The 17,820-nt window shown below is 69.7% G+C and carries 20 protein-coding genes and 1 pseudogene; 11 read left to right on the forward strand and 10 right to left on the reverse strand.

All coding sequences use genetic code 11. The annotated features are described in order from the left end of the window. Positions 1–114: 114 nt before the first annotated feature. The 3 genes and pseudogenes from EJC77_RS21645 to EJC77_RS17000 form a co-directional block, all read right to left on the reverse strand. Entirely contained in the window at positions 115–681 is a 567-nt protein-coding gene (locus EJC77_RS21645) for an ABC transporter permease (protein WP_125615394.1), read from the reverse strand. 187 nt (positions 682–868) lie between these two features. Then, positions 869–1,474, reverse strand: a pseudogene (locus EJC77_RS21650) (ABC transporter ATP-binding protein); the annotation flags it as partial. A gap of 152 nt (positions 1,475–1,626) precedes the next feature. Beyond that, entirely contained in the window at positions 1,627–2,529 is a 903-nt protein-coding gene (locus EJC77_RS17000) for a LysR substrate-binding domain-containing protein (RefSeq protein ID WP_125615397.1), read from the reverse strand. A gap of 143 nt (positions 2,530–2,672) precedes the next feature. Between EJC77_RS17000 and EJC77_RS20485 the strand changes: the two genes are divergently transcribed. The 6 genes from EJC77_RS20485 (at position 2,673) to EJC77_RS17025 (ending at position 8,006) form a co-directional block, all read left to right on the forward strand. Further along, complete coding sequence (locus EJC77_RS20485) at positions 2,673–2,843, forward strand: hypothetical protein (protein WP_164520465.1); 171 nt, start codon at positions 2,673–2,675, stop codon at positions 2,841–2,843. Positions 2,844–3,048: 205 nt separating this feature from the next. Then, a complete protein-coding gene (locus EJC77_RS17005) occupies positions 3,049–4,326 on the forward strand; it encodes a flavin-containing monooxygenase (protein WP_125615399.1) in 1,278 nt (425 codons plus the stop codon). Continuing rightward, positions 4,326–4,763, forward strand: a complete 438-nt coding sequence (locus tag EJC77_RS17010; RefSeq protein ID WP_125615402.1) for a RidA family protein — start codon at positions 4,326–4,328, stop codon at positions 4,761–4,763. The genes EJC77_RS17005 and EJC77_RS17010 overlap by 1 nt, the downstream gene beginning before the upstream one ends. Beyond that, on the forward strand, positions 4,760–5,431 hold the full coding sequence (locus EJC77_RS17015; protein WP_125615404.1) for a DUF1028 domain-containing protein: 672 nt from the start codon (positions 4,760–4,762) through the stop codon (positions 5,429–5,431). Before EJC77_RS17010 ends, EJC77_RS17015 begins: the two co-directional genes overlap by 4 nt. Continuing rightward, positions 5,421–6,593, forward strand: a complete 1,173-nt coding sequence (locus EJC77_RS17020) for a M20 family metallopeptidase (protein WP_125615406.1) — start codon at positions 5,421–5,423, stop codon at positions 6,591–6,593. Before EJC77_RS17015 ends, EJC77_RS17020 begins: the two co-directional genes overlap by 11 nt. A gap of 18 nt (positions 6,594–6,611) precedes the next feature. Further along, on the forward strand, positions 6,612–8,006 hold the full coding sequence (locus EJC77_RS17025) for an aspartate ammonia-lyase (RefSeq protein WP_125615408.1): 1,395 nt from the start codon (positions 6,612–6,614) through the stop codon (positions 8,004–8,006). A gap of 46 nt (positions 8,007–8,052) precedes the next feature. On the opposite strand, the gene EJC77_RS17030 is transcribed toward EJC77_RS17025, so the two are convergent. From EJC77_RS17030 to EJC77_RS17040, 3 genes are all read right to left on the reverse strand, one after another. Beyond that, complete coding sequence (locus tag EJC77_RS17030) at positions 8,053–8,691, reverse strand: VC0807 family protein (RefSeq protein WP_125615410.1); 639 nt, start codon at positions 8,689–8,691, stop codon at positions 8,053–8,055. Then, positions 8,684–9,274, reverse strand: a complete 591-nt coding sequence (locus EJC77_RS17035; RefSeq protein ID WP_125615412.1) for a TetR/AcrR family transcriptional regulator — start codon at positions 9,272–9,274, stop codon at positions 8,684–8,686. Before EJC77_RS17035 ends, EJC77_RS17030 begins: the two co-directional genes overlap by 8 nt. Before the next feature lie 111 nt (positions 9,275–9,385). Then, entirely contained in the window at positions 9,386–9,841 is a 456-nt protein-coding gene (locus tag EJC77_RS17040; protein ID WP_125615414.1) for an Lrp/AsnC family transcriptional regulator, read from the reverse strand. A 104-nt stretch (positions 9,842–9,945) separates the two neighbouring features. On the opposite strand from EJC77_RS17040, the gene EJC77_RS17045 reads away from it, so the two are divergent. Next, complete coding sequence (locus EJC77_RS17045; RefSeq protein ID WP_125615416.1) at positions 9,946–10,605, forward strand: LysE family translocator; 660 nt, start codon at positions 9,946–9,948, stop codon at positions 10,603–10,605. Positions 10,606–10,687: 82 nt separating this feature from the next. On the opposite strand, the gene EJC77_RS17050 is transcribed toward EJC77_RS17045, so the two are convergent. Further along, positions 10,688–11,683: an adenosine deaminase gene (locus EJC77_RS17050; protein ID WP_125615418.1), complete on the reverse strand. Its 996-nt coding sequence runs from the start codon at positions 11,681–11,683 to the stop codon at positions 10,688–10,690. Between the two features lie 86 nt (positions 11,684–11,769). Here EJC77_RS17050 and EJC77_RS17055 point away from each other — a divergent pair, with 86 nt between their 5' ends. The 3 genes from EJC77_RS17055 to EJC77_RS17065 all read left to right on the forward strand — a co-directional run bounded on the left by EJC77_RS17055 (position 11,770) and on the right by EJC77_RS17065 (position 14,513). After that, entirely contained in the window at positions 11,770–12,840 is a 1,071-nt protein-coding gene (locus tag EJC77_RS17055; RefSeq protein ID WP_240630333.1) for a GmrSD restriction endonuclease domain-containing protein, read from the forward strand. A gap of 68 nt (positions 12,841–12,908) precedes the next feature. Beyond that, a complete protein-coding gene (locus EJC77_RS17060; RefSeq protein ID WP_125615420.1) occupies positions 12,909–13,277 on the forward strand; it encodes a glyoxalase superfamily protein in 369 nt (122 codons plus the stop codon). Between the two features lie 42 nt (positions 13,278–13,319). Continuing rightward, positions 13,320–14,513 carry a toxic anion resistance protein gene (locus tag EJC77_RS17065; RefSeq protein WP_125615422.1) on the forward strand — a complete coding sequence of 398 codons (1,194 nt, stop codon included), beginning with the start codon at positions 13,320–13,322 and terminating at the stop codon, positions 14,511–14,513. Between the two features lie 120 nt (positions 14,514–14,633). Here EJC77_RS17065 and EJC77_RS17070 read toward each other — a convergent pair whose 3' ends face one another. From EJC77_RS17070 to EJC77_RS17080, 3 genes are all read right to left on the reverse strand, one after another. Next, positions 14,634–15,023, reverse strand: a complete 390-nt coding sequence (locus tag EJC77_RS17070) for a nuclear transport factor 2 family protein (RefSeq protein ID WP_125615424.1) — start codon at positions 15,021–15,023, stop codon at positions 14,634–14,636. 38 nt (positions 15,024–15,061) lie between these two features. After that, positions 15,062–15,865, reverse strand: coding sequence for a MoaF C-terminal domain-containing protein (locus tag EJC77_RS17075; protein ID WP_125615427.1), 804 nt, complete (start codon positions 15,863–15,865; stop codon positions 15,062–15,064). A gap of 227 nt (positions 15,866–16,092) precedes the next feature. Further along, entirely contained in the window at positions 16,093–16,710 is a 618-nt protein-coding gene (locus EJC77_RS17080) for a LysE/ArgO family amino acid transporter (protein ID WP_125615430.1), read from the reverse strand. Positions 16,711–16,780: 70 nt separating this feature from the next. On the opposite strand from EJC77_RS17080, the gene EJC77_RS17085 reads away from it, so the two are divergent. Further along, positions 16,781–17,668 carry a LysR family transcriptional regulator ArgP gene (locus EJC77_RS17085; RefSeq protein ID WP_205787440.1) on the forward strand — a complete coding sequence of 296 codons (888 nt, stop codon included), beginning with the start codon at positions 16,781–16,783 and terminating at the stop codon, positions 17,666–17,668. Positions 17,669–17,820 lie beyond the last annotated feature (152 nt).

Raw genomic sequence — 17,820 nt, forward strand, 5'->3', positions numbered from 1 at the left:
AGCCGAGCCAGTTCAGGAGCAGCAGCACCATCGTCCCGGCCACGGCCGTGGCGAATGATGCTTGGATGACGTTGAACGCGACCAGCGTTGTCACCGCGATGGAGGGAAGGCCCGTCAAGGCGGCGAGCTGCTTGCGACGCGGACATCGGTCGACCGGGTGGAGATCCACAGGGCGATCCAGATCGACCACCCGGCCAGGAGGGGCGTGAACAAGAGCTGGGCGAGCAGGTCCGGAAGCCGGATGAATGCAGCCGCGACGGCCGGAACGGCGAAGATCCCGACGCAGGCCAGGAACAGGCCGTAAACCACATAGGCGACGACGACCGAGGGCAGCAGGGTGGCCAGCGCCTTGGCCAGGACGAACTCCTCGCGGCGGATCGGCGTCGTGAGCACCGGTTCGAGCGTCCCCTGCTGGCGTTCCCCCACCACCGCGTAGGCGGCGATGAAGCCCGGCACGAGGGCGTGGATGCCAAGCATGTAGAGCAGGACGTGTTCGGCGCCGAGGGGGGGCCGCCGCGGTGGGTGGCGGGGTGAGGACCTCGACCAGCGGCTGGACGCTGAACACCGCCGGGACGATCGCCATGCCGGCGGCCACCAGCGCCCGGGTGGCTGCCGGCGCGGCGCCGGCCGGGTCCAACACGTCCAGGACATAACCGGCCGGCCCGTCCCGGTGCCAGCCATCGACGGCCGGAAGGCCGGCGAAAACGCGGCTCGGGTCCGGCAGCGGGGACTGGATGGTGATCGTGAGCCGCTTGGCGAACAGGCGGTCACGGTGCTCCTCGGGCCGGCCGATCGTGCGCCCCGTCGTCTTCGGGATCGCGAGCCGGTCGCAAAGCCGCTCGGCCTCCTCCAGGCGGTGGGTGGTGAGGAAGACCGTCACCCCGCGCCGGCCCAGTGCGGTGATCAGCGCCTGGACATCCCGGGCGGCGCCCGGGTCGAGGCCGGCGGCGGGCTCATCGAGGAACAGCACCTGCGGATCACTCAGCAGCACCCGCGCAAGCGCGACGCGCTGGCGCAGACCCTTGGACAGCGTGCCGCAGGGATCGTGCGCCCGGTCGGCCTGATGGACGGCCTCCAGGGTCCGGTCGATGCGCCCGACGGCGTCGGGCACCTCCTGGAGGTCGGCGAAGCACCGGAGGTTCTCGATCGCGCTCAGGCGCAGGTAGAGTCCCGGCGACTCGGGCATGATCCCGATCCGCTGGCGGATCTCCTCGCCATTGCCCGGCGTGAGCGGGACGCCTGCCACCGTGGCCGACCCCCACATCGGGGCGAGCAGCGTGCCCAGCGTCCGCGCCGTCGTCGTCTTGCCGGCGCCGTTGGGCCCGAGGAACCCGAAGATCTCGCCGCGGCCGACTTCGAACGAGACGTCCCGGAACGCGACCCGGTCCCCGAACTGCTTCCCGAGACCGCGGACGGACAGCGCCGGCGCGTCCGGGTTCACGCTGCACTCACCCACGGGGTTGGGACAATCCACAGGATCGGAACGTCCCCACGGGGTTGGGACAATCCACAGGATCGGAACGTCCTGTACCGACGGACGATGGTCCGATTACGGGCGCATCGGCGGCCGGCGTCCATCGGGGTCTCGACAGGCTTGGGTCTGCTCGACCACCCGGTCGGCGCCGCCTACTTGCCTTCGGCCACCTGCCGGCGCAGCACCTGCGCCACGGCGCGCATCCGCGCGGTCGGGCGCTGCGTGCGCAGGTGGGCCAGCACCGTGTCCAAGGTCGGCACCGGGCCCTTGATCGAGACCGTGGCGACCGTGCCGCCGTCGTACGTCAGCGAATGCCGCGGGCGCTGGTGCAGGATCGAATACCCGTGCCCGTTGGCCACGAACGTACGCACGGTCTCGTAGCTGGCCGAGCGGAAGCGCACATTCGGCGTCCCACCGGCGCCGGCGGCGATGGAGAGCATCAACTCGCGCGTGAACGGCATGTCCAGCAGCACGAACGGCTCGTCCCCGAGGTCCGCCAGGGACACCTCGCCGACCCCGGCCAGCCGGTGCGTCGGCGGCAGCGCCACGTACGGCCGGGACGTGTCCACCACGGTCGTGGCGATGCCCTCGGGCAGGCCCATGTCGTAGCACAGGGCCAGGTCGGCCTGGCCGCCCAGCAGCGCGGCCGAACACCCGGCGGCGTCGGCCTCGATGACCTCCACCTCCAACTGGGGATGTTGCACGCTCAGCTTGGCCAGCAACCCGGGCAGCAGGAACGGCGCCAACGTGTTGAAACAGGCTAGGCGCACACGCCCCTCGACGCTGCGCTGCTCGCCGCGGGCGTGGTCCAGCGCCTCTTCCAGGTGCGCCAGCACGGCCTGCGCGTCACGCAAGAACAGCTCTCCGGCCGGCGTGAGCACCAGCCCCTTGGAACGCTGGCGGATGAAGAACTGGGAGCCGATATGGCGCTCCAGCTGGGACACGGCGGCGGAGACGGCCGACTGCGCGACGTTGAGCCGCTCGGCGGCCCCGGTCATTGACAGCCGGCCGGCCGCCTCGACGAAGTAGCGCAGTTGGGTGAGGGTGACATCCATGGAGCAAGCATAGCGTTAACAATCTGAATTTCAGATGTGCTTAGCCTGAAATATCTATTCAACAGATGCTGTGGGCCGCTCCATGCTGGAGGGGACAACAGAGATCCGACCCCCGTGGCCACCGAACCGGGTTGGAGGAGAACATGAAACCCGCCACCACCGCCCAGCAACCCGATGCCGGCGACTTCGGACGGGCGATCGGCCGTGCCGTGACCGGCGTGACCATCGCGTCCACCGAAGGCGCCTCGGGCCGCGGCGCTGGCCGTGTCTACGCAGCACGCTCGATCAACGCCCCACTTCATCTCAGTTTCTGATTTGATTGAGCAGTTTTATTCACTATGCAGATGCAGGTTCGTCAAGTGAGAATGGATTAACCGTCACGCGAGAGGGCCATCGTGGCCGCTACTGACCACATTCCAGCCGATCGTTCCCACGGACAGGATCGGCAACGGGCACGATCTTTGATGTCGTGCGCGTCAACTCACGCCGTGGCACATTGCCCAAAAAAAGGAGATTGACATGTCAAGCCAAGAGGTTGAGGTCCTCGTCGTAGGCGCAGGTCAGGCCGGGGTCGCGATGAGCGAGCATCTGAGCGAACGCGGCATACCGCATCTCGTTCTGGAGCGCCACCGCATCGCCGAACGGTGGCGCTCAGGGCGGTGGGACTCTCTGGTTGCGAATGGGCCGGTCTGGCATGACCGCTTTCCGGGCCTGGAGTTCAGCGACCTCGAGCCCGGCGCTTTCGCCTCGAAGGAGCAGGTCGCGGATTACTTCGTCGCCTATGCGGAGAAAATCGGTGCGCCGATCCGCTGCGGTGTCGAGGTGACGTCCGTGCGCCGGAACGTCGGCGCGGCCGGCTTCCGCGTGGAGACATCGGACGGAGACTTCGACGCACGCTACGTCGTGGCCGCGACGGGGCCGTTCCAGCGGCCTGTGATCCCGGCCGTCGTCCCTGACGCTGCCGAGCTCGTGCAAATCCACTCCAGCTCCTACCGCAACCCGGGACAACTGCCTGAGGGTGCCGTGCTCGTCGTCGGGGCCGGGTCCTCGGGCGTGCAGATTGCTGCCGAAATCCAGCGGTCGGGCCGGCAGGTCTACCTCTCGGTCGGACCGCATGACCGACCCCCGCGGAGTTACCGCGGACTGGACTTTTGCTGGTGGCTCGGAGTGCTCGGCAAGTGGGAGGCTTCCACTCCTCCTCTGGGCGCGGAGCACGTGACGATCGCGGTGAGCGGAGCGGACGGCGGCCACACCGTCGACTTCCGTGCCCTCGCCGAGAACGGCATCAAGCTCGTCGGCCGGACCGAATCGTTCGACAACGGAACCATGCGCTTTGCCCCAGATCTCCGCGACAACATCGCGAACGGCGACGCTCACTACCTGGAGCTGCTCGACGAAGCCGACGCGTACATCGAGCGCAACGGCCTCGACCTCCCCGAGGAGCCTGAGGCGCGCACTCTGCGGCCCGACCCGGAGAGTGTTACCGACCCCATCCTCGACCTCGACCTCGCCGGGGCCGGGGTTGCCTCGATCGTCTGGGCGACGGGCTTCGCCGTCGACTACAGCTGGCTGCAAGTCGACGCGTTCGACGAGTTCGGCAAGCCGCGGCAGCAACGCGGAGTCTCTTCCGAGCCCGGCGTCTACTTCCTCGGACTGCCCTGGCAGTCACGCCGCGGATCGAGCTTCATCTGGGGGGTGTGGCACGACGCCAAGTATGTCGCTGACCAGATTGCGATCCAGCGGGGTTACCTCGCCCAAAACGAGCAGGCCGCGCTTGTGGCGAGCGGAGCGTTCTGATGTCGACACACACGCGCATCCGAAAGTTCAACACCAAGGAAACCTACCCGGAACAGAACCTGGACAACGATCTCTGCCAGGCGGTCGTCGCCAATGGCGTGGTCTACCTGCGCGGCCAGATCGGCCAGGACCTGGACACCCGCGAATCCGTGGGCATCGGGGACGTCGAGGCGCAGACCGAGAAGGCCATGGCCAACATCAAGATGCTGTTGGAGGAGGCCGGCGGCACGCTGGAGGACATCGTGAAGGTGACCGTGTACCTGATCGACCCGCGCTACCGGGAGACCGTGTACCGCACCATGGGCCGCTGGCTCAAGGGCGTGTTCCCGGTGTCCACCGGGCTGGTGGTCAGCGCGCTGGCCCGGCCCGAATGGCTCGTGGAGATCGACGCGACGGCCGTGCTGTCGCAGGTGGCACAGGGCGGCGGTGCGGCATGACGTTCAGCATCGCCGGCACCGACGGCGCGGGCCGGTTCGGCCTGGCCGTCACCTCCTCCTCCCCCGCCGTGGCGGCCCGCTGCGCGCACCTGCGCGACGGGGTGGGCGCGGTCAGCTCGCAGAACATCACCGACCCGCGCCTCGGCACGGAACTGCTGGACGCCCTGGCGGCCGGCGCGTCGGCCGCCGAGGCGCTGGCGGAACTGACGGCGCGGGCGCCCGGCATCGACTACCGGCAGATCGTGGCGCTCGACGCCACCGGCGAATCGGCCGTTTTCAGCGGCGCGCACACGCTCGGCACGTTCGGCGAGGGCCGGGGCCCGGGCTGCGTGGCCGCCGGCAACATGTTGACGCACGACGGCGTCCCCCAGGTCATGTGCGACGCGTTCGCGGCTGCCACGGGGGAGCTCGAGGTGCGGCTGCTGGCGGCGCTGCGCGCCGGGCTGGCCGCCGGCGGCGAGGCCGGGCCGGTCTACTCCGCCGGGCTGTCCGTGACCTCCGGCCACGGCTGGCGGGACACCGACCTGCGCATCGACTGGTGCGAGGACCCGGTCGGCGAACTCGGCACCCTGCTGGACGTGTGGCTGCCGCAGCGCGACGCGTACGTGGTGCGCGGCCTGGACCCGGCCGCCTCCGTGGGCTACGGCGTGCCCGGCGATGACCGCTGACCCGGACATCTCCGCCCCGGGCGCCGGCGCGTCAAGGCGCACCGGCGCCCGGGAGCGGGTGCTCGAATCGGTCGCGGCCGAGCTTCCGGCCCTGATCGCCTTTTCCGAGCGGCTGCACGCCAACCCGGAACTCGGCTGGGCCGAGCACCGGGCCAGTGCGTGGACGGCGGAGCTGCTCGAATCGCACGGCTTCACGGTGGAACGGGACTACCTCGGTTTTAGCACGGCCGTGCGGGCGACGTTCGGCAGCGGCGGCCGGCGCATCGGGCTCATGGCGGAGTACGACGCCCTGCCCGGGCTGGGCCACGCGTGCGGCCACAACATCATCGCCGCCACGTCCGTGGGCGCCGCCGTCGTGCTTTCATCGTTTGCCGATGACCACGACCTGACCATCGAGCTGTACGGCACCCCGGCCGAGGAGGGCGGCGGCGGGAAGATCGAGCTGATCAAGCGCGGTGCGTTCGCCGGGCTGGATTTGGCCATGATGGTCCACCCCAGTCCCGTCGATTCGGCGGAGGCGCGGCCGTTCGCCGTCGCCCATCACCACGTGGAGTACCGGGGCAAGTCGGCGCATGCCGCCGCGTACCCGGACCGGGGCGTCAACGCGAACGACGCGTTCGTCGTCGCCCAGGTGGCGCTGGGCCTGCTGCGCCAGCAGCTGCCGGCCGGCACCCGCGTGCACGGCATCCAGACGCTTGGCGGGCAGGCGCCCAATGCGATCCCCGAGCACACCGAGGGCCGCTGGTACGTGCGCGCCGAGACGCTGGCCGAACTGGGCCCGCTCGACGAACGTGTGCGCCGCTGCTTCGAGGCCGGCGCGCTGGCCACCGGCGCCGAGCTGGCCATCACGCCGGAGTCCGAGCCGTATTCGGAGTTCCGCACCGATGAGCGGGCCCTGGTGCTGTACAAGGCGCATGCCGAGTCGCTGGGCCGCCGCTTCGACGCCCCGGCCGAGCAGGCCACCATGAACCGGGCGTCCACGGACATGGGCAACGTGTCCCAGCTCGTCCCGGCCATCCACCCGTACATCGGGCTGGGCTGTTTCCCGGCGGCCAACCACCAGCCGGACTTCGCCGCCCACTGCGTGGGAGAGGCCGCCAACCGGGCCATCCACGACGGCGCGGCCGCCCTGGCCCTGACAGCACTGGACTATTTCACCTAACCCCAAGGAGCACGCACCATGAGCACGGACTTCCGCGTCGAGACGGATTCGCTGGGCAGCCGCGACGTCCCGGCTGGCGCCTACTGGGGCATCTCGACGCTGCGCGCGGTGGAGAACTTCCCCATCAGCGGCCGCCCGGTCGGGTCGCAGGCCGATGTGGTCTGGGCCTTCGGGGCCATCAAGCTGGCCGCGGCCCGGGCCAACGAGGAGCTCGGGCTGCTCGACGCCGAACGCTCGGCGGCCATCCAGGCGGCCGCCCGCGAGGTCATGGCGGGCGATTTCGACGACGAATTCGTGGTGGACTGCATCCAGGGCGGAGCCGGGACCAGCACCAACATGAACGCGAACGAGGTCATCGCCAACCGTTCCCTGGAACTGCTGGGGCACGGCCGCGGCGAGTACGCCCGGCTGGACCCGATCGACCACGTCAACAGGTCACAGAGCACCAACGACACGTACCCCACAGCGGTCAAACTGGCCCTGCACCGCGGCATCGAGACACTGTGCACGGCGCACGGCGCGTTGACCGACGCGTTCCGGGCCAAGGGAACGGAGTTCGCCGGGATCCTGAAGGTGGGCCGGACGCAGTTGCAGGACGCCGTGCCCATGACGCTGGGCCAGGAGTTCACGGCGTTCGCCGACACGCTGGCCGAGGACGCCCAGCGGCTGCGGGAGTTGTTGGCGCACCTGCGGGAGATCAACCTGGGGGCGACGGCGATCGGCACCGGCATCACCGCGCCGGCCGGCTACCGTGCCGCCGTCGTCCGTGAGCTGCGCGAGGTGACCGGGCTGGACCTGGTCAGCGCCGCCAACCTGGTCGAGGCGACGAGCGACGCCGGCGTGTTCCTGCTGGTCTCGGGCATCCTGAAGCGGGCCGCGGTGAAGTTGTCCAAGATCTGCAACGACCTGCGGCTGCTGTCCTCCGGGCCGCAGGCCGGTTTCGCGGAGATCATCCTGCCGCCGGTGCAGGCGGGGTCGTCGATCATGCCGGGCAAGGTGAACCCGGTGATCCCGGAGGTGGTCAGCCAGGTCGCCTACCGGGTGGTCGGCGCGGATGCGGCCGTCACGATGGCGGTCGAGGCCGGGCAGTTGCAGCTGAACGCGTTCGAGCCCCTGATGGCGCAGACGTTGCTCGAGGCGTTGGACTGGTTCACGAACGCGTGCGTTGTCTTGCGCTCGCGCTGTGTGGAGGGCATCGCGGCGAACGAGCCGGTGCTGCGCCGGCGCATGGACGAATCCCTGAGCGTGGTGACCGGGCTGACGCCGCTGCTGGGCTATGCCGTCTCGGCCGCGCTGGTCAAGGAGGCGCTGTCCTCCGGGCGCGGGATCGTCCCGCTGGTCCGGGAGCGCGGGCTGCTGGGCGACGACGAACTGGCCGCCGCGCTGTCCCCGGCGGCGCTGGCCGGAACCTGACCCGGTGGTCGAGCCTGTCGAGACCCGGTGATTGAGCTTGTCGAAATCACCGGCGAGCTACGCGGAGCCGGTCGATCCGCTCCCGCGCCACATAGAACACGTAGAACGCGTTCGTGACGACGTTCAGCACGACGACCGTCACGACGTACAGTGCCGTGGCCACCCCGGGCGCGTCGTCGTGCGGGAGCGTGTAGGCCATGACCACCCGCGCGGCCGCGTCGAGGAACAGCCCGGCCGCCCACATGATCGTTGAGACGCGCCACATGCGCCGGAACCGGGCAGAGTCCTGCCACCACTGCTCCCACCCGCCGGGCCAGCCGAGGCGGCCCTCCAGCAGCGGACGGCTGAACAGATACGTCAGCGGCCGGGTGCCACGCAGGCTGGCCAGGAACCAGAAGCCTGTGGCCGCCGTGAGGATGGCGCCCTTCGCCAGCAGCAATTCCGTGCTGCCGGGCAGCAGGGCCACGAGCAGCGAGCCGACCGACATGAGCGAGTAGAAGGTGGCGATGCGTCCCACCGGCCGACGGCGCAGCAAGGAGGCCACGGCCGGGAGCGCGCCGACGGCGGCGACGATCAGGAGTGTCGCGTAGGTATCCACGCCCAGCGCGCGCAGCACGTAGTAGGCGGCAACCGGGAGCAGCAGCGCGACGAGCAAACGCAGCACCGCGAAGGCCCGGTTACGCACCGGGGTCCTTTCGGGTGGCGAGCCGGAACAACGTCACCAGCTCCCTCGCGTAGGCGTCCAGGTCCTGGTCCGGGCGCCCCGCGAGCAGGAACGGCAGCCCGTCCACGGAGCGTTGGATGGTGATGGCCATGACGAACGGGTCGAAGTCGCGGAACTCGCCGCCGGCCTGGCCGCGGCGCAGGATGCCCTCCACGTGTCCCGCGTCCGCGGCCCGTGCCACGTCCGGCAGCGCCCCGGCCAGCAGAACCTCCATGAGCGCCCGCATGCGCACCCGGTCATGGTCGATGAACGCCACAACGGACGTGAGGTACGCGTCCAATTGCCCGGACGCGGTGGATTCCGCGCCGACGCGGACGCCGACAAATTGGCCGATGCGCGCGATCACATCGTCGACGACGGCCGCCACCAGGTCGTCCTTGCCCGCGAAGTGGTAGGAGATCAGCCGCGTGCTCGACAGCCCGGCGTGGGCGGCGATGCGCGTGAACGACGCCTGCGCGAACCCGTCGGCACCAATGACCTGCACGGCCGCGTCGACGATCTGTGCCCGGCGTGCCCGCGAGGTGAACGATCTAGTTACCTGCATAGGTAAAATCTACGCCGATCAGGTAACATCCACCACCCAACTGGTGGACAGTAGATGCCGGAAATCCACGAATTTCGAGCATCTACTGTCCACCAGTTGGGCGGGGCTGCGCTACAGCGGCAACCCTGCCCCCGGCTTCAGGTTCTTCATGACCAGCGTCGAGCTGACTCGCTGCACGCCGGGCAGCATGGTCAGTTCGTCGTCGAAGAACCGCTGGTACGCGGACAGGTCCTCGGCCATGACCCGCAGGATGTAGTCGGGGTCGCCGAACAGCCGCTGGGCGGACGTGATGTGCCCATTGGCGGTCACCGCGGCCTCGAACTCGTCCATGGTGGCGCGGTCCACCTTGGCCAGCGTGACGAACACCAGCGCCTCGAACCCGAGCCCCACGGACGCCGGATCGATCACGGCCCGGTACCCGCTGATCACCCCGGCACCCTCCAAGTCCTTCAGCCGGCGGTGACACGGCGCCACGGTCAGCCCCACCTCGGCGGCGAGCGCGGTCGCCGTCATGCGCCCGTCGTCCTGGAGCCTGCGCAATATCTCTCGATCAATTCCGTCAATCACAGCAAAATCTTATGTCAAAACGGTTGCATCCGGTCCAAATTGGTAAGCACTTCTGCGAAGAATTTCCCTAAACTTGCCCCCAGGACCAACCCGCAGGAGAACCCATGGAATCGCAGGCCATCATCGGCTTCCTGATCGTCGCCGTGACGCTGACGGTCACGCCGGGACCCGACTGGGCATACTCGATCGCCGCCGGCCTGGGCCGCCGCAGCTATGCGCCCGCGATTGCCGGGCTGTGCAGCGGCTACATCCTGCACACGATCCTGCTCGCCGCCGGCATCGCCGCGCTCATGGCCGCCGTCCCCGCACTGCTGCTGTGGCTGACGGTCACCGGCGCCGCCTACCTGCTGTGGCTGGGCTGGTGCACGTTGCGCTCGTGGCGTGCCGCCGGGTTCGCCAACGGCGTCACCGCCGCGGTGGAGGAGACGGACGACGGCGGCACCCGCCTGGGTGCCTACGCGCGCGGCTTCGGCGTGAGCGCCATCAACCCCAAGGGCATGCTGTTGTTCCTGGCATTGACACCCCAGTTCATCAGCACCCGGGCCGTATTCCCGGTGCCGGTCCAGTCGGCCATCCTGGGGTTGTCGTTCGTGGCCTCGGCGGCAATCATCTACACGATCGTGGCGGCCGGATCCCGCCGGTTGCTGCGTTCCCGCCCGGGTGGGGCCCGCGTCGTCACCCTGGCCAGCGGCATCATCATGTGCGTGCTGGGCGTCGCGCTGCTGGCGGAACAGGTCCGGCCGGTGCTGGCGTTCCTCGGCTGAGGATCCACGGCCACCGGGTCTCGACAGGCACGGCCACCGGGTCTCGACAGGCTCGACCACCGGTGGTCGAGCATCGAGACCGTCACCCCTGCCAGGCGTCCAATTCCTCCAACAGTTCGGCCTTGCGGGCGTCGGCGGCGAACGACGACCTGATCGAGTTCCCGGCCAGCGTGCGCACCGTCTCGGCGTCGAATCCGAACGTCGTGCGCAGGGCGGTGAAGTTGTCGTCCACGTACCCGCCGAAGTACGCGGGGTCGTCGGAGTTCACGCACACGTTCAGCCCCGCGGCGAGCATGCGCGGCAGCGGGTGCCCGTCCAGTGTGTCCACGGCCCGCAGCCGTACATTGGACAGCGGGCAGACGGTCAGCGGCACCTGCTCCTCGGCCAGACGACGCACCAGCGCGGCGTCCTCCACGGACCGGATGCCGTGGTCGATCCGCTCGGCGCCGAGCAGGTCCAGGGTGTCCCACACATACGCCGGCGGGCCCTCCTCCCCCGCGTGCGCCACCAACCGCAGCCCGGCCGCCCGGGCCCGGTTGTACAGCCGGACGAACTTCGACGGCGGGTTCCCCACCTCCGCCGAGTCGAGCCCGATGCCGATGATCGGCGCGTCCATGGCCAGCAGTTCCTCGAGCACGGCAAGCGCCGATTCCTCCGACTCGTCGCGCAGGAACGCCGCGATGAGGCCGGTCGTGATGCCGAACCGGGACTCGCTCTCGGCGAGCGCGGCGGCCACCCCGCCCACGGACGTGGCCAGCGGCACGCCCCGGGACAGGTGCGCCTGCGGGTCGATCATGATCTCCGCATGCCGCACGCCCGCGGCCGCCGCGCGATGCAGGTACGCCCGGGTCATGTCGGCGAAATCCGCCTCGGTGACGAGCACGGCCATGTTCGCGTAGTACAGGTCCAGGAACGATTGCAGGTCCGTGAACTCGTATTGCGCGCGCAGTTCCGCAAGCGTCGGATGTGGCAGCGTGATGCCGTTGCGGGCGGCCAGGTCCAGGATCAGCTCCGGCTCCAGCGTCCCCTCGATGTGCAGGTGCAGTTCGGCCGTGGGCACCCTGTTCGACGTCGTCATGCGGGCCAGTCTAGCGAGGTTGGGGAGGGCGCTGGACGCTACGCACGCTACGGTGGAAGGCGACCATCACTGCATCAGGAGAGCAATTGCCCAACCCGGCACGCCCGCACCGCGCCCGTTTCCACCCCGGCCCCCGGGACTTCATCATGACGTCGGTGCTCGCCACCGTCGTGCTGGTGACCACGGCGTGCGGCGCGAGTACGACGGCGGCCATCGCCCCGCCGTCGTCCGCGGCACCGGTGACCACCCAACAGGCGCCCACAACCGCACCCACCCCGAGTGACGACGCCCCGCTGGACCCGGAGGTCGCACCCGACGCCGGTTCCGCCAAACTCGCCGCCGACAACCAGCCCGCATTCGCCAGCAAGGCGCTCGACGTCCTGGCGACGCTGCCCGTCAAGGGCCGCGCACCCAAGACCGGGTACAGCCGGGACCAGTTCGGGCAGGCGTGGGCGGACGTTGACCACAACGGCTGCGACACGCGCAACGACATCCTGGCCCGCGACCTGACCGGGACCACCACAAAGCCCGGGACGCACGGCTGCGTGATCCTGACCGGGTCGCTGGCCGACCCGTACACTGCGACGACCATCGCGTTCCGGCGCGGCACTTCGACCAGCGCGGCAGTCCAAATCGACCACGTGGTGGCGCTCAGCGACGCCTGGCAGAAGGGTGCCCAGCGGCTGACAGCAGCGCAGCGGACGGCCCTGGCGAACGACCCGCTGAACCTGTTGGCCGTGGACGGCCCCACCAACCAGGCCAAGGGTGATGGCGACGCCGCCACCTGGCTGCCACCGAACAAGGGGTACCGCTGCGACTATGTGGCCCGGCAGATCTCCGTCAAGGCGACGTACGGGCTGTGGGTGACGGCCGCCGAGCACGACGCCATGGCCCGGGTGCTGGCGGACTGCACGAACACGCTGGCGCCGACGGACAAATCGGCGCCCGCACCCGCGCCGGTGCAGGAACCCGCCGCCGAGCCCGTGCCGGCACCCGCCCCGGTGCAGAAACCCGCCGCCGAACCGGCTCCCGCCCAAGACGTCTACTACAAGAACTGCGCCGCCGCCCGGGCCGCCGGCGCGGCCCCGATCCATGCCGGCCAGCCGGGCTACAGCAGCAAGCTGGACCGCGACGGCGACGGCGTGGCTTGCGAATAGGTCCCCAGCGGCGTCGAACTTCACCAGACCCCTACCGGCGCAACGGACACCCGACTACCGTTTCCGCCATGGACATGAAACTTGAGCTGGTGCCGGTGCCCGTGACCGATGTGGATCGGGCGAAGAAGTTCTACGTCGAGCAGGTCGGGTTCACCGCGGACTTCGACGTCCGCGTCAACGACGATCTGCGCTTCGTGCAGCTGACCCCGCCCGGGTCGGCGTGCTCGATCGTGATCGGCGACGGCATGACGGATGCGGCCCCTGGCAGCCAGCATGGCCTGCTGATGGTGGTGGAGGACGCGTCCGCCGCCCGGGCGGAATTGCACGCCCGCGGCGTACCGGTGAGCGACGTCGACCCGCAGCAGTGGGGCCTGTTCGTGCACTTCAAGGACCCGGACGGCAACACGTGGCGGCTGCAGGAGCTGCTGAAAAAGTAGGCGTGACCTAGGCTGGCAGCACCGCTACAGGAAGGGTGCCCCATGATCACGCCGCTGACGCCGCCGGACCCGATCGAGCCCCGGCTGGAACTGCACGCCCAGGACGCGCCGGAGCCGGTGGCGCCCGTCGACGCCCCCGGCATGGTGCCGGTGCCCCCGGAACGGCAGGCCGAGCTTGACGCGCAGGCGCGCGCGTACGTCGCGGAGGTCGCGGCGCTGGACCCGCGCGACCCCGCGTTCACGGCGAAGATCGAGGCCATCTCGCAGATCGCGGGGCGGGAGATCGGCGAGTCCGCCAATGTGTCCAACCGCCTGTTGCAACGGACGACGGCGGCGCCCGCCAAGGCGAAAGGCAACGGACAATCGGCGCAGGAGCAGGTGGCCCACGTCCTGGGCGACCTGCGGTCCACGGTCGAGTCGCTGACGCCGTCGGACGCGAACCTGGGGCTCGGGAAGAAGCTGTTCGGGTTCATGCCGGGCGGGAACAAGCTGGCGAAGTACTTCCAGAAGTACGAGTCGGCGCAGGGGCAGCTGGACGCCATCATCAAAGCACTGCTGGCCGGGCAGGGCCGGCTCATGGAGGACAACACGTCGCTGGCCGAGGAGAAGGGCCGGCTGTGGGACACCATGGCGAAGCTGAGCGAGTATGCGACGCTGACCCAGGCACTGGACACCGCATGCGGGGAGAAGGTCGACGCGGCGCGCGCGGCCGGGGACGCGGACGGCGCGCAGGCGCTGGAGGCGGACGTGCTGTTCCCGATCCGGCAACGCCATCAGGACATCCTCACGCAGCTGGCCGTGTCCGTGCAGGGCTACCTGGCCATGGACCTGATCCGCAAGAACAACCTGGAGCTCGTCAAGGGCGTGGACCGGGCCCGCACCAGCACGGTCTCGGCGCTGCGCACGGCCGTCATCACGGCCCAGGCGCTGGCCGACCAGAAGATGGTGCTGGACCAGATCGACGCGGTGAACGCCACAACGAACGCCATGATCCTGAAGACCTCCGAGATGCTGAAGGAGCAGACGACGCGCATCCACCAGCAGTCGGCGTCGTCGGGTGTCAGCGTGGAGACGCTCAAGAAGGCGTTCGACAACGTGTTCGCCACCATGGACGAGATCGACAAGTTCCGCGCCACGGCCGCGCGCAACATGGAGGGCACTGTCGCCGCCCTGGAGCAGGGCATTTCCAGCGCCCGCCCGTACATCGAGCGGACCCGCCAGCAGCCGGAGGCGTAGCCCCGCAGGTACGGTGCCGAAGCGCACCGAAATGAGCCCGTTTCGGTGCGCTTCTGCACCGTAGTTGGGTCCCGGAACCGACCCCCGGTGGTCGAGCCTGTCGAGACCCGCAAGTGCGCCTCAGGTGTGGGCGGCGCGCTCGAACAGCAGCGTATCGGTGAACTGCTCGAACGCCACGGCCTTGTCCCCGGCCACGCGCCACACGTGCGCCACCCGGGCCTCGACGAACCTGCCGGTCGCCTTGTGCGTGGCCGTATACGAACCGAGACCGACGACGACATCGCCCGCCTCATGCAGTTCGGTCACCGTGCACGTGTACCCGTCCCACTCCTCGGCGAGCCGGGCGAACACGTTCTTCACGATCTCCTCGGCGCCCACGTACGTGCCGGCGCAGGGGAAGCCGGCCATCTCGGTCCAGCGGATGTCGTCGGCGAACGGGGCCAGCATGCCGGCCAGGTCGCCGCGGTCGTTCGCGTCGTAGTGGGCCTTGATCACATCGAGTGCGCTCATGGTGGTGCTCCTTTTCTGGTAACGGGTCCTGGATAGGGTCAAACGGGTTGGGCGTCCGGGTAGCGGACGGTGCCCAGCGGGTAGATGTGCCCGCCGGCGCGGGAGTGCTCGGATTCGCCGGCACCGTTGATGCCCAGGAAGATGCCGGTGGTCTTGAGCTGGTAGCCGAGGTCGTGCAGCCACACGCTGGCCACGGCGATGCGGAACTCGCGGAAGCAGAACAGGTACAGCCCGTCGTCGAACTTCCACACGGTGGACAGGTCCATGTCGCCGTGGCCGCGCTGGACGCCCTCCAGGTTCTGCCAGGCGTAGCGCTCGGAGGAGATGTACACGTGCTCGTACAGGTGGTTCGGGCTGTAGCGGTACAGGTTGCGCATGCCGATCAGGTCGCGGGACGCGGCCGGCACGTCGCCGGTGGCCGGGCCGCGGTCGGTGACTCCGGCGAAGAACCTCTGGCCGACGCGCGGCGTGCCTTCCACGCCCGCGTCGCCGATCACGGAGTGCGTCACGACGGCGCGGTGCGTGGTGGTCGAGTACACGATCGTGACGGCCTCGCGTTCCCGGCTGGCCAGTGGCAGGTTCAGGAAGATGACGTCCGGGCGCACGGCGACGGCGTCGTACGGGTCCCGGGTGCCGGGCGCCGCGCTGATGGCGCCGTCGGCCGCCCAGGTGACGTGGCCGGCGTCGAACGCCAACGAGATCGTGGTGCCGTCCCCGAGCGTAAGGCCCAGGGCCTGGCCGTCCAGGTTCGTGTTGGGCAGCCGGTAGGTGTCGATGCCGGCGGCGAACTCGTCGTAGTTGCGCCATTGCTCGCCGGCGGGGTCGTGTTGGGCGTCGGTCATGGTGTTTCTCCTTCGGTTGGTTCCCTACAGTGTCAGCTTCCTACAGTGTCAGCGCAGCGAGTAGCCGGCGTCGATGAGCAGGGCCGTGCCCTGGCAGTAGGACGCCTCTGCGGAGAGCAGGTGCAGCGGGCCCGCGGCTCCGGGCGAGGAGGTCGATGCCTCGATTATCCCGCCGCCCCGGTCTTTGCGCTGCCGGACAAGGCGGCGACCAATTCCGGACGCTTTCGCTAGAACCCGACCGCCATCCGCACGCCGAGCGCCACCATGACCACCGCGATCAGCGCGTCCAGCACGCGCCACGCCACCGGCTTGGCGAACACGGGGCGCAGCAGCCGGGCGCCGAAGCCGAGCGCGCAGAACCACAAGACGCTGGCGGCCGCGGCACCGAGCCCGAACCACCAGCGCAACTCCCCGTGCCCGTTTGCGAGCGAGCCCAGCAGCAGCACGGTGTCCAGGTACACGTGCGGGTTCAGCCACGTCAGCGCCAGCACGGTGATCAGCGCCGCGCGCCGGGTCAGCGTGCCGCGCTGCGCCGATTCGGTCAGGCTCCCGGGGTGCAGCGACCGCTTCGCCGCCAGCACGCCGTAGGCGACGAGGAACGCGGCACCGCCCAGCCGGATGAGCACGACGGCGGCGGGCACCGCTCGCACCACCTCGCCGATGCCGAAGATCCCGGCCGCGATGAGCACGACGTCACTGAGCAGGCACACCAGGACCACCAGGCCCACGTGTTCGCCGCGGATCCCCTGGCGCAGCACGAACGCGTTCTGGGCGCCGATGGCGACGATAAGCGCCAGTCCGGTGCCGAGGCCGGTGAATGCGGTGGTGAGGATGCTGGGGATCACGGTCTTTGAGGCTACTAGGATGATGCTGATCAGACCAGCTAATTGTTTTGGTGATGCCTAAGGATTGCTAATGATGGAGTTCCAGTTCGGGCACCTGCGCACGTTCCTCGCCGTGGTGGAGGCCGGCACGTTCGAGGCGGCGGCCGCGCGGCTGCACGTCACGCCGTCGGCCGTGTCCCAGCGGATCAAGGCGATGGAGCAGGCGGCCGGCCAGGTGCTGGTCCGGCGGACCGCACCCATCCAGCCCACGCCCGCCGGGAAGACGGTGCTCCGGCTGGCCCGCCAGGTGCGGCAACTGGAGCAGGACGCCGCCGTCGAGCTCGGCACGGCCGCCCGGCCGGGCCACCCGATCCCGGTGGTGGTCAACGCGGATTCGCTGGCAACGTGGTTCGTCGACGCGCTGGCCGCCGTCCCGCCCGAGTTGGGCCTCACATTCGAGGTGTTCCGTGAGGACGAGCAGCATTCGGCGGCGCTGCTGCGCTCCGGGGATGTCATGGCCGCCGTCACGGCCACGCCGGGCGCCGTGCAGGGGTGCTCGGTGACGCCGCTGGGTTCCATGACGTACCGGGCGGTCGCGGCGCCGGCGTTCATGACGCGGTGGTTCCCCAACGGTTTCTCGGCCCGGGCGTTCGCGGCCGCCCCGGTGGTGCAGTTCGACCGCACGGACACGCAGCAATCGAACTTCTTCACGGCCGTCGCGGGCACCCCGATCGGCGGTCCGCAGACGTTCATCCCGGACACGCTGGAGTTCGCCCACGCGGTGCGCGCCGGGCTGGGGTGGGGCCTGCTGCCCGACGCGCACTGCCTGGACGACCTGCGGGCCGGGCGCTTGGTGGAGCTGGTGCCGGGCCGGCGCAGCGAGGTGCCGCTGTTCTGGCAGCGCTGGAAACTGGCTTCCCCCGCGCTGGACGCGCTGACGCTCGCCGTCCACGCCACGGCCGCCGCCGCCCTCGGCTGACCTCGCGTTGATTCTTCAAGGATTGCGGGTCCCGGGCCGGCACACCCGCAATCGTTGAAGAATCAACGCGGCGGCGTGCTCATCGCAGGAAGGCGGCGGCGACGCCGGCGTCGACGGGGATGTGCAGGCCGGTGGTGTGGGAGAGGTCGGCG

The organism is Specibacter cremeus (genome assembly GCF_003946885.1).
In the GTDB taxonomy this organism is placed as follows: domain Bacteria; phylum Actinomycetota; class Actinomycetes; order Actinomycetales; family Micrococcaceae; genus Specibacter; species Specibacter cremeus.

What these genes read in the sequence shown, in the direction of transcription:
- EJC77_RS17050 (WP_125615418.1), bottom strand. Translation starts at nt 11,683, where the DNA reads ATGACGACGTCGAACAGGGTGCCCACGGCCGAACTGCACCTGCACATC.
- EJC77_RS17060 (WP_125615420.1), top strand. Translation starts at nt 12,909, where the DNA reads ATGGACATGAAACTTGAGCTGGTGCCGGTGCCCGTGACCGATGTGGAT.
- EJC77_RS17025 (WP_125615408.1), top strand. Translation starts at nt 6,612, where the DNA reads ATGAGCACGGACTTCCGCGTCGAGACGGATTCGCTGGGCAGCCGCGAC.
- EJC77_RS17085 (WP_205787440.1), top strand. Translation starts at nt 16,781, where the DNA reads ATGATGGAGTTCCAGTTCGGGCACCTGCGCACGTTCCTCGCCGTGGTG.
- EJC77_RS17020 (WP_125615406.1), top strand. Translation starts at nt 5,421, where the DNA reads ATGACCGCTGACCCGGACATCTCCGCCCCGGGCGCCGGCGCGTCAAGG.
- EJC77_RS17070 (WP_125615424.1), bottom strand. Translation starts at nt 15,023, where the DNA reads ATGAGCGCACTCGATGTGATCAAGGCCCACTACGACGCGAACGACCGC.
- EJC77_RS21645 (WP_125615394.1), bottom strand. Translation starts at nt 681, where the DNA reads ATGGCTGGCACCGGGACGGGCCGGCCGGTTATGTCCTGGACGTGTTGG.
- EJC77_RS17005 (WP_125615399.1), top strand. Translation starts at nt 3,049, where the DNA reads ATGTCAAGCCAAGAGGTTGAGGTCCTCGTCGTAGGCGCAGGTCAGGCC.
- EJC77_RS17045 (WP_125615416.1), top strand. Translation starts at nt 9,946, where the DNA reads ATGGAATCGCAGGCCATCATCGGCTTCCTGATCGTCGCCGTGACGCTG.
- EJC77_RS17000 (WP_125615397.1), bottom strand. Translation starts at nt 2,529, where the DNA reads ATGGATGTCACCCTCACCCAACTGCGCTACTTCGTCGAGGCGGCCGGC.
- EJC77_RS17010 (WP_125615402.1), top strand. Translation starts at nt 4,326, where the DNA reads ATGTCGACACACACGCGCATCCGAAAGTTCAACACCAAGGAAACCTAC.
- EJC77_RS17065 (WP_125615422.1), top strand. Translation starts at nt 13,320, where the DNA reads ATGATCACGCCGCTGACGCCGCCGGACCCGATCGAGCCCCGGCTGGAA.
- EJC77_RS17015 (WP_125615404.1), top strand. Translation starts at nt 4,760, where the DNA reads ATGACGTTCAGCATCGCCGGCACCGACGGCGCGGGCCGGTTCGGCCTG.
- EJC77_RS17075 (WP_125615427.1), bottom strand. Translation starts at nt 15,865, where the DNA reads ATGACCGACGCCCAACACGACCCCGCCGGCGAGCAATGGCGCAACTAC.
- EJC77_RS17035 (WP_125615412.1), bottom strand. Translation starts at nt 9,274, where the DNA reads ATGCAGGTAACTAGATCGTTCACCTCGCGGGCACGCCGGGCACAGATC.
- EJC77_RS20485 (WP_164520465.1), top strand. Translation starts at nt 2,673, where the DNA reads ATGAAACCCGCCACCACCGCCCAGCAACCCGATGCCGGCGACTTCGGA.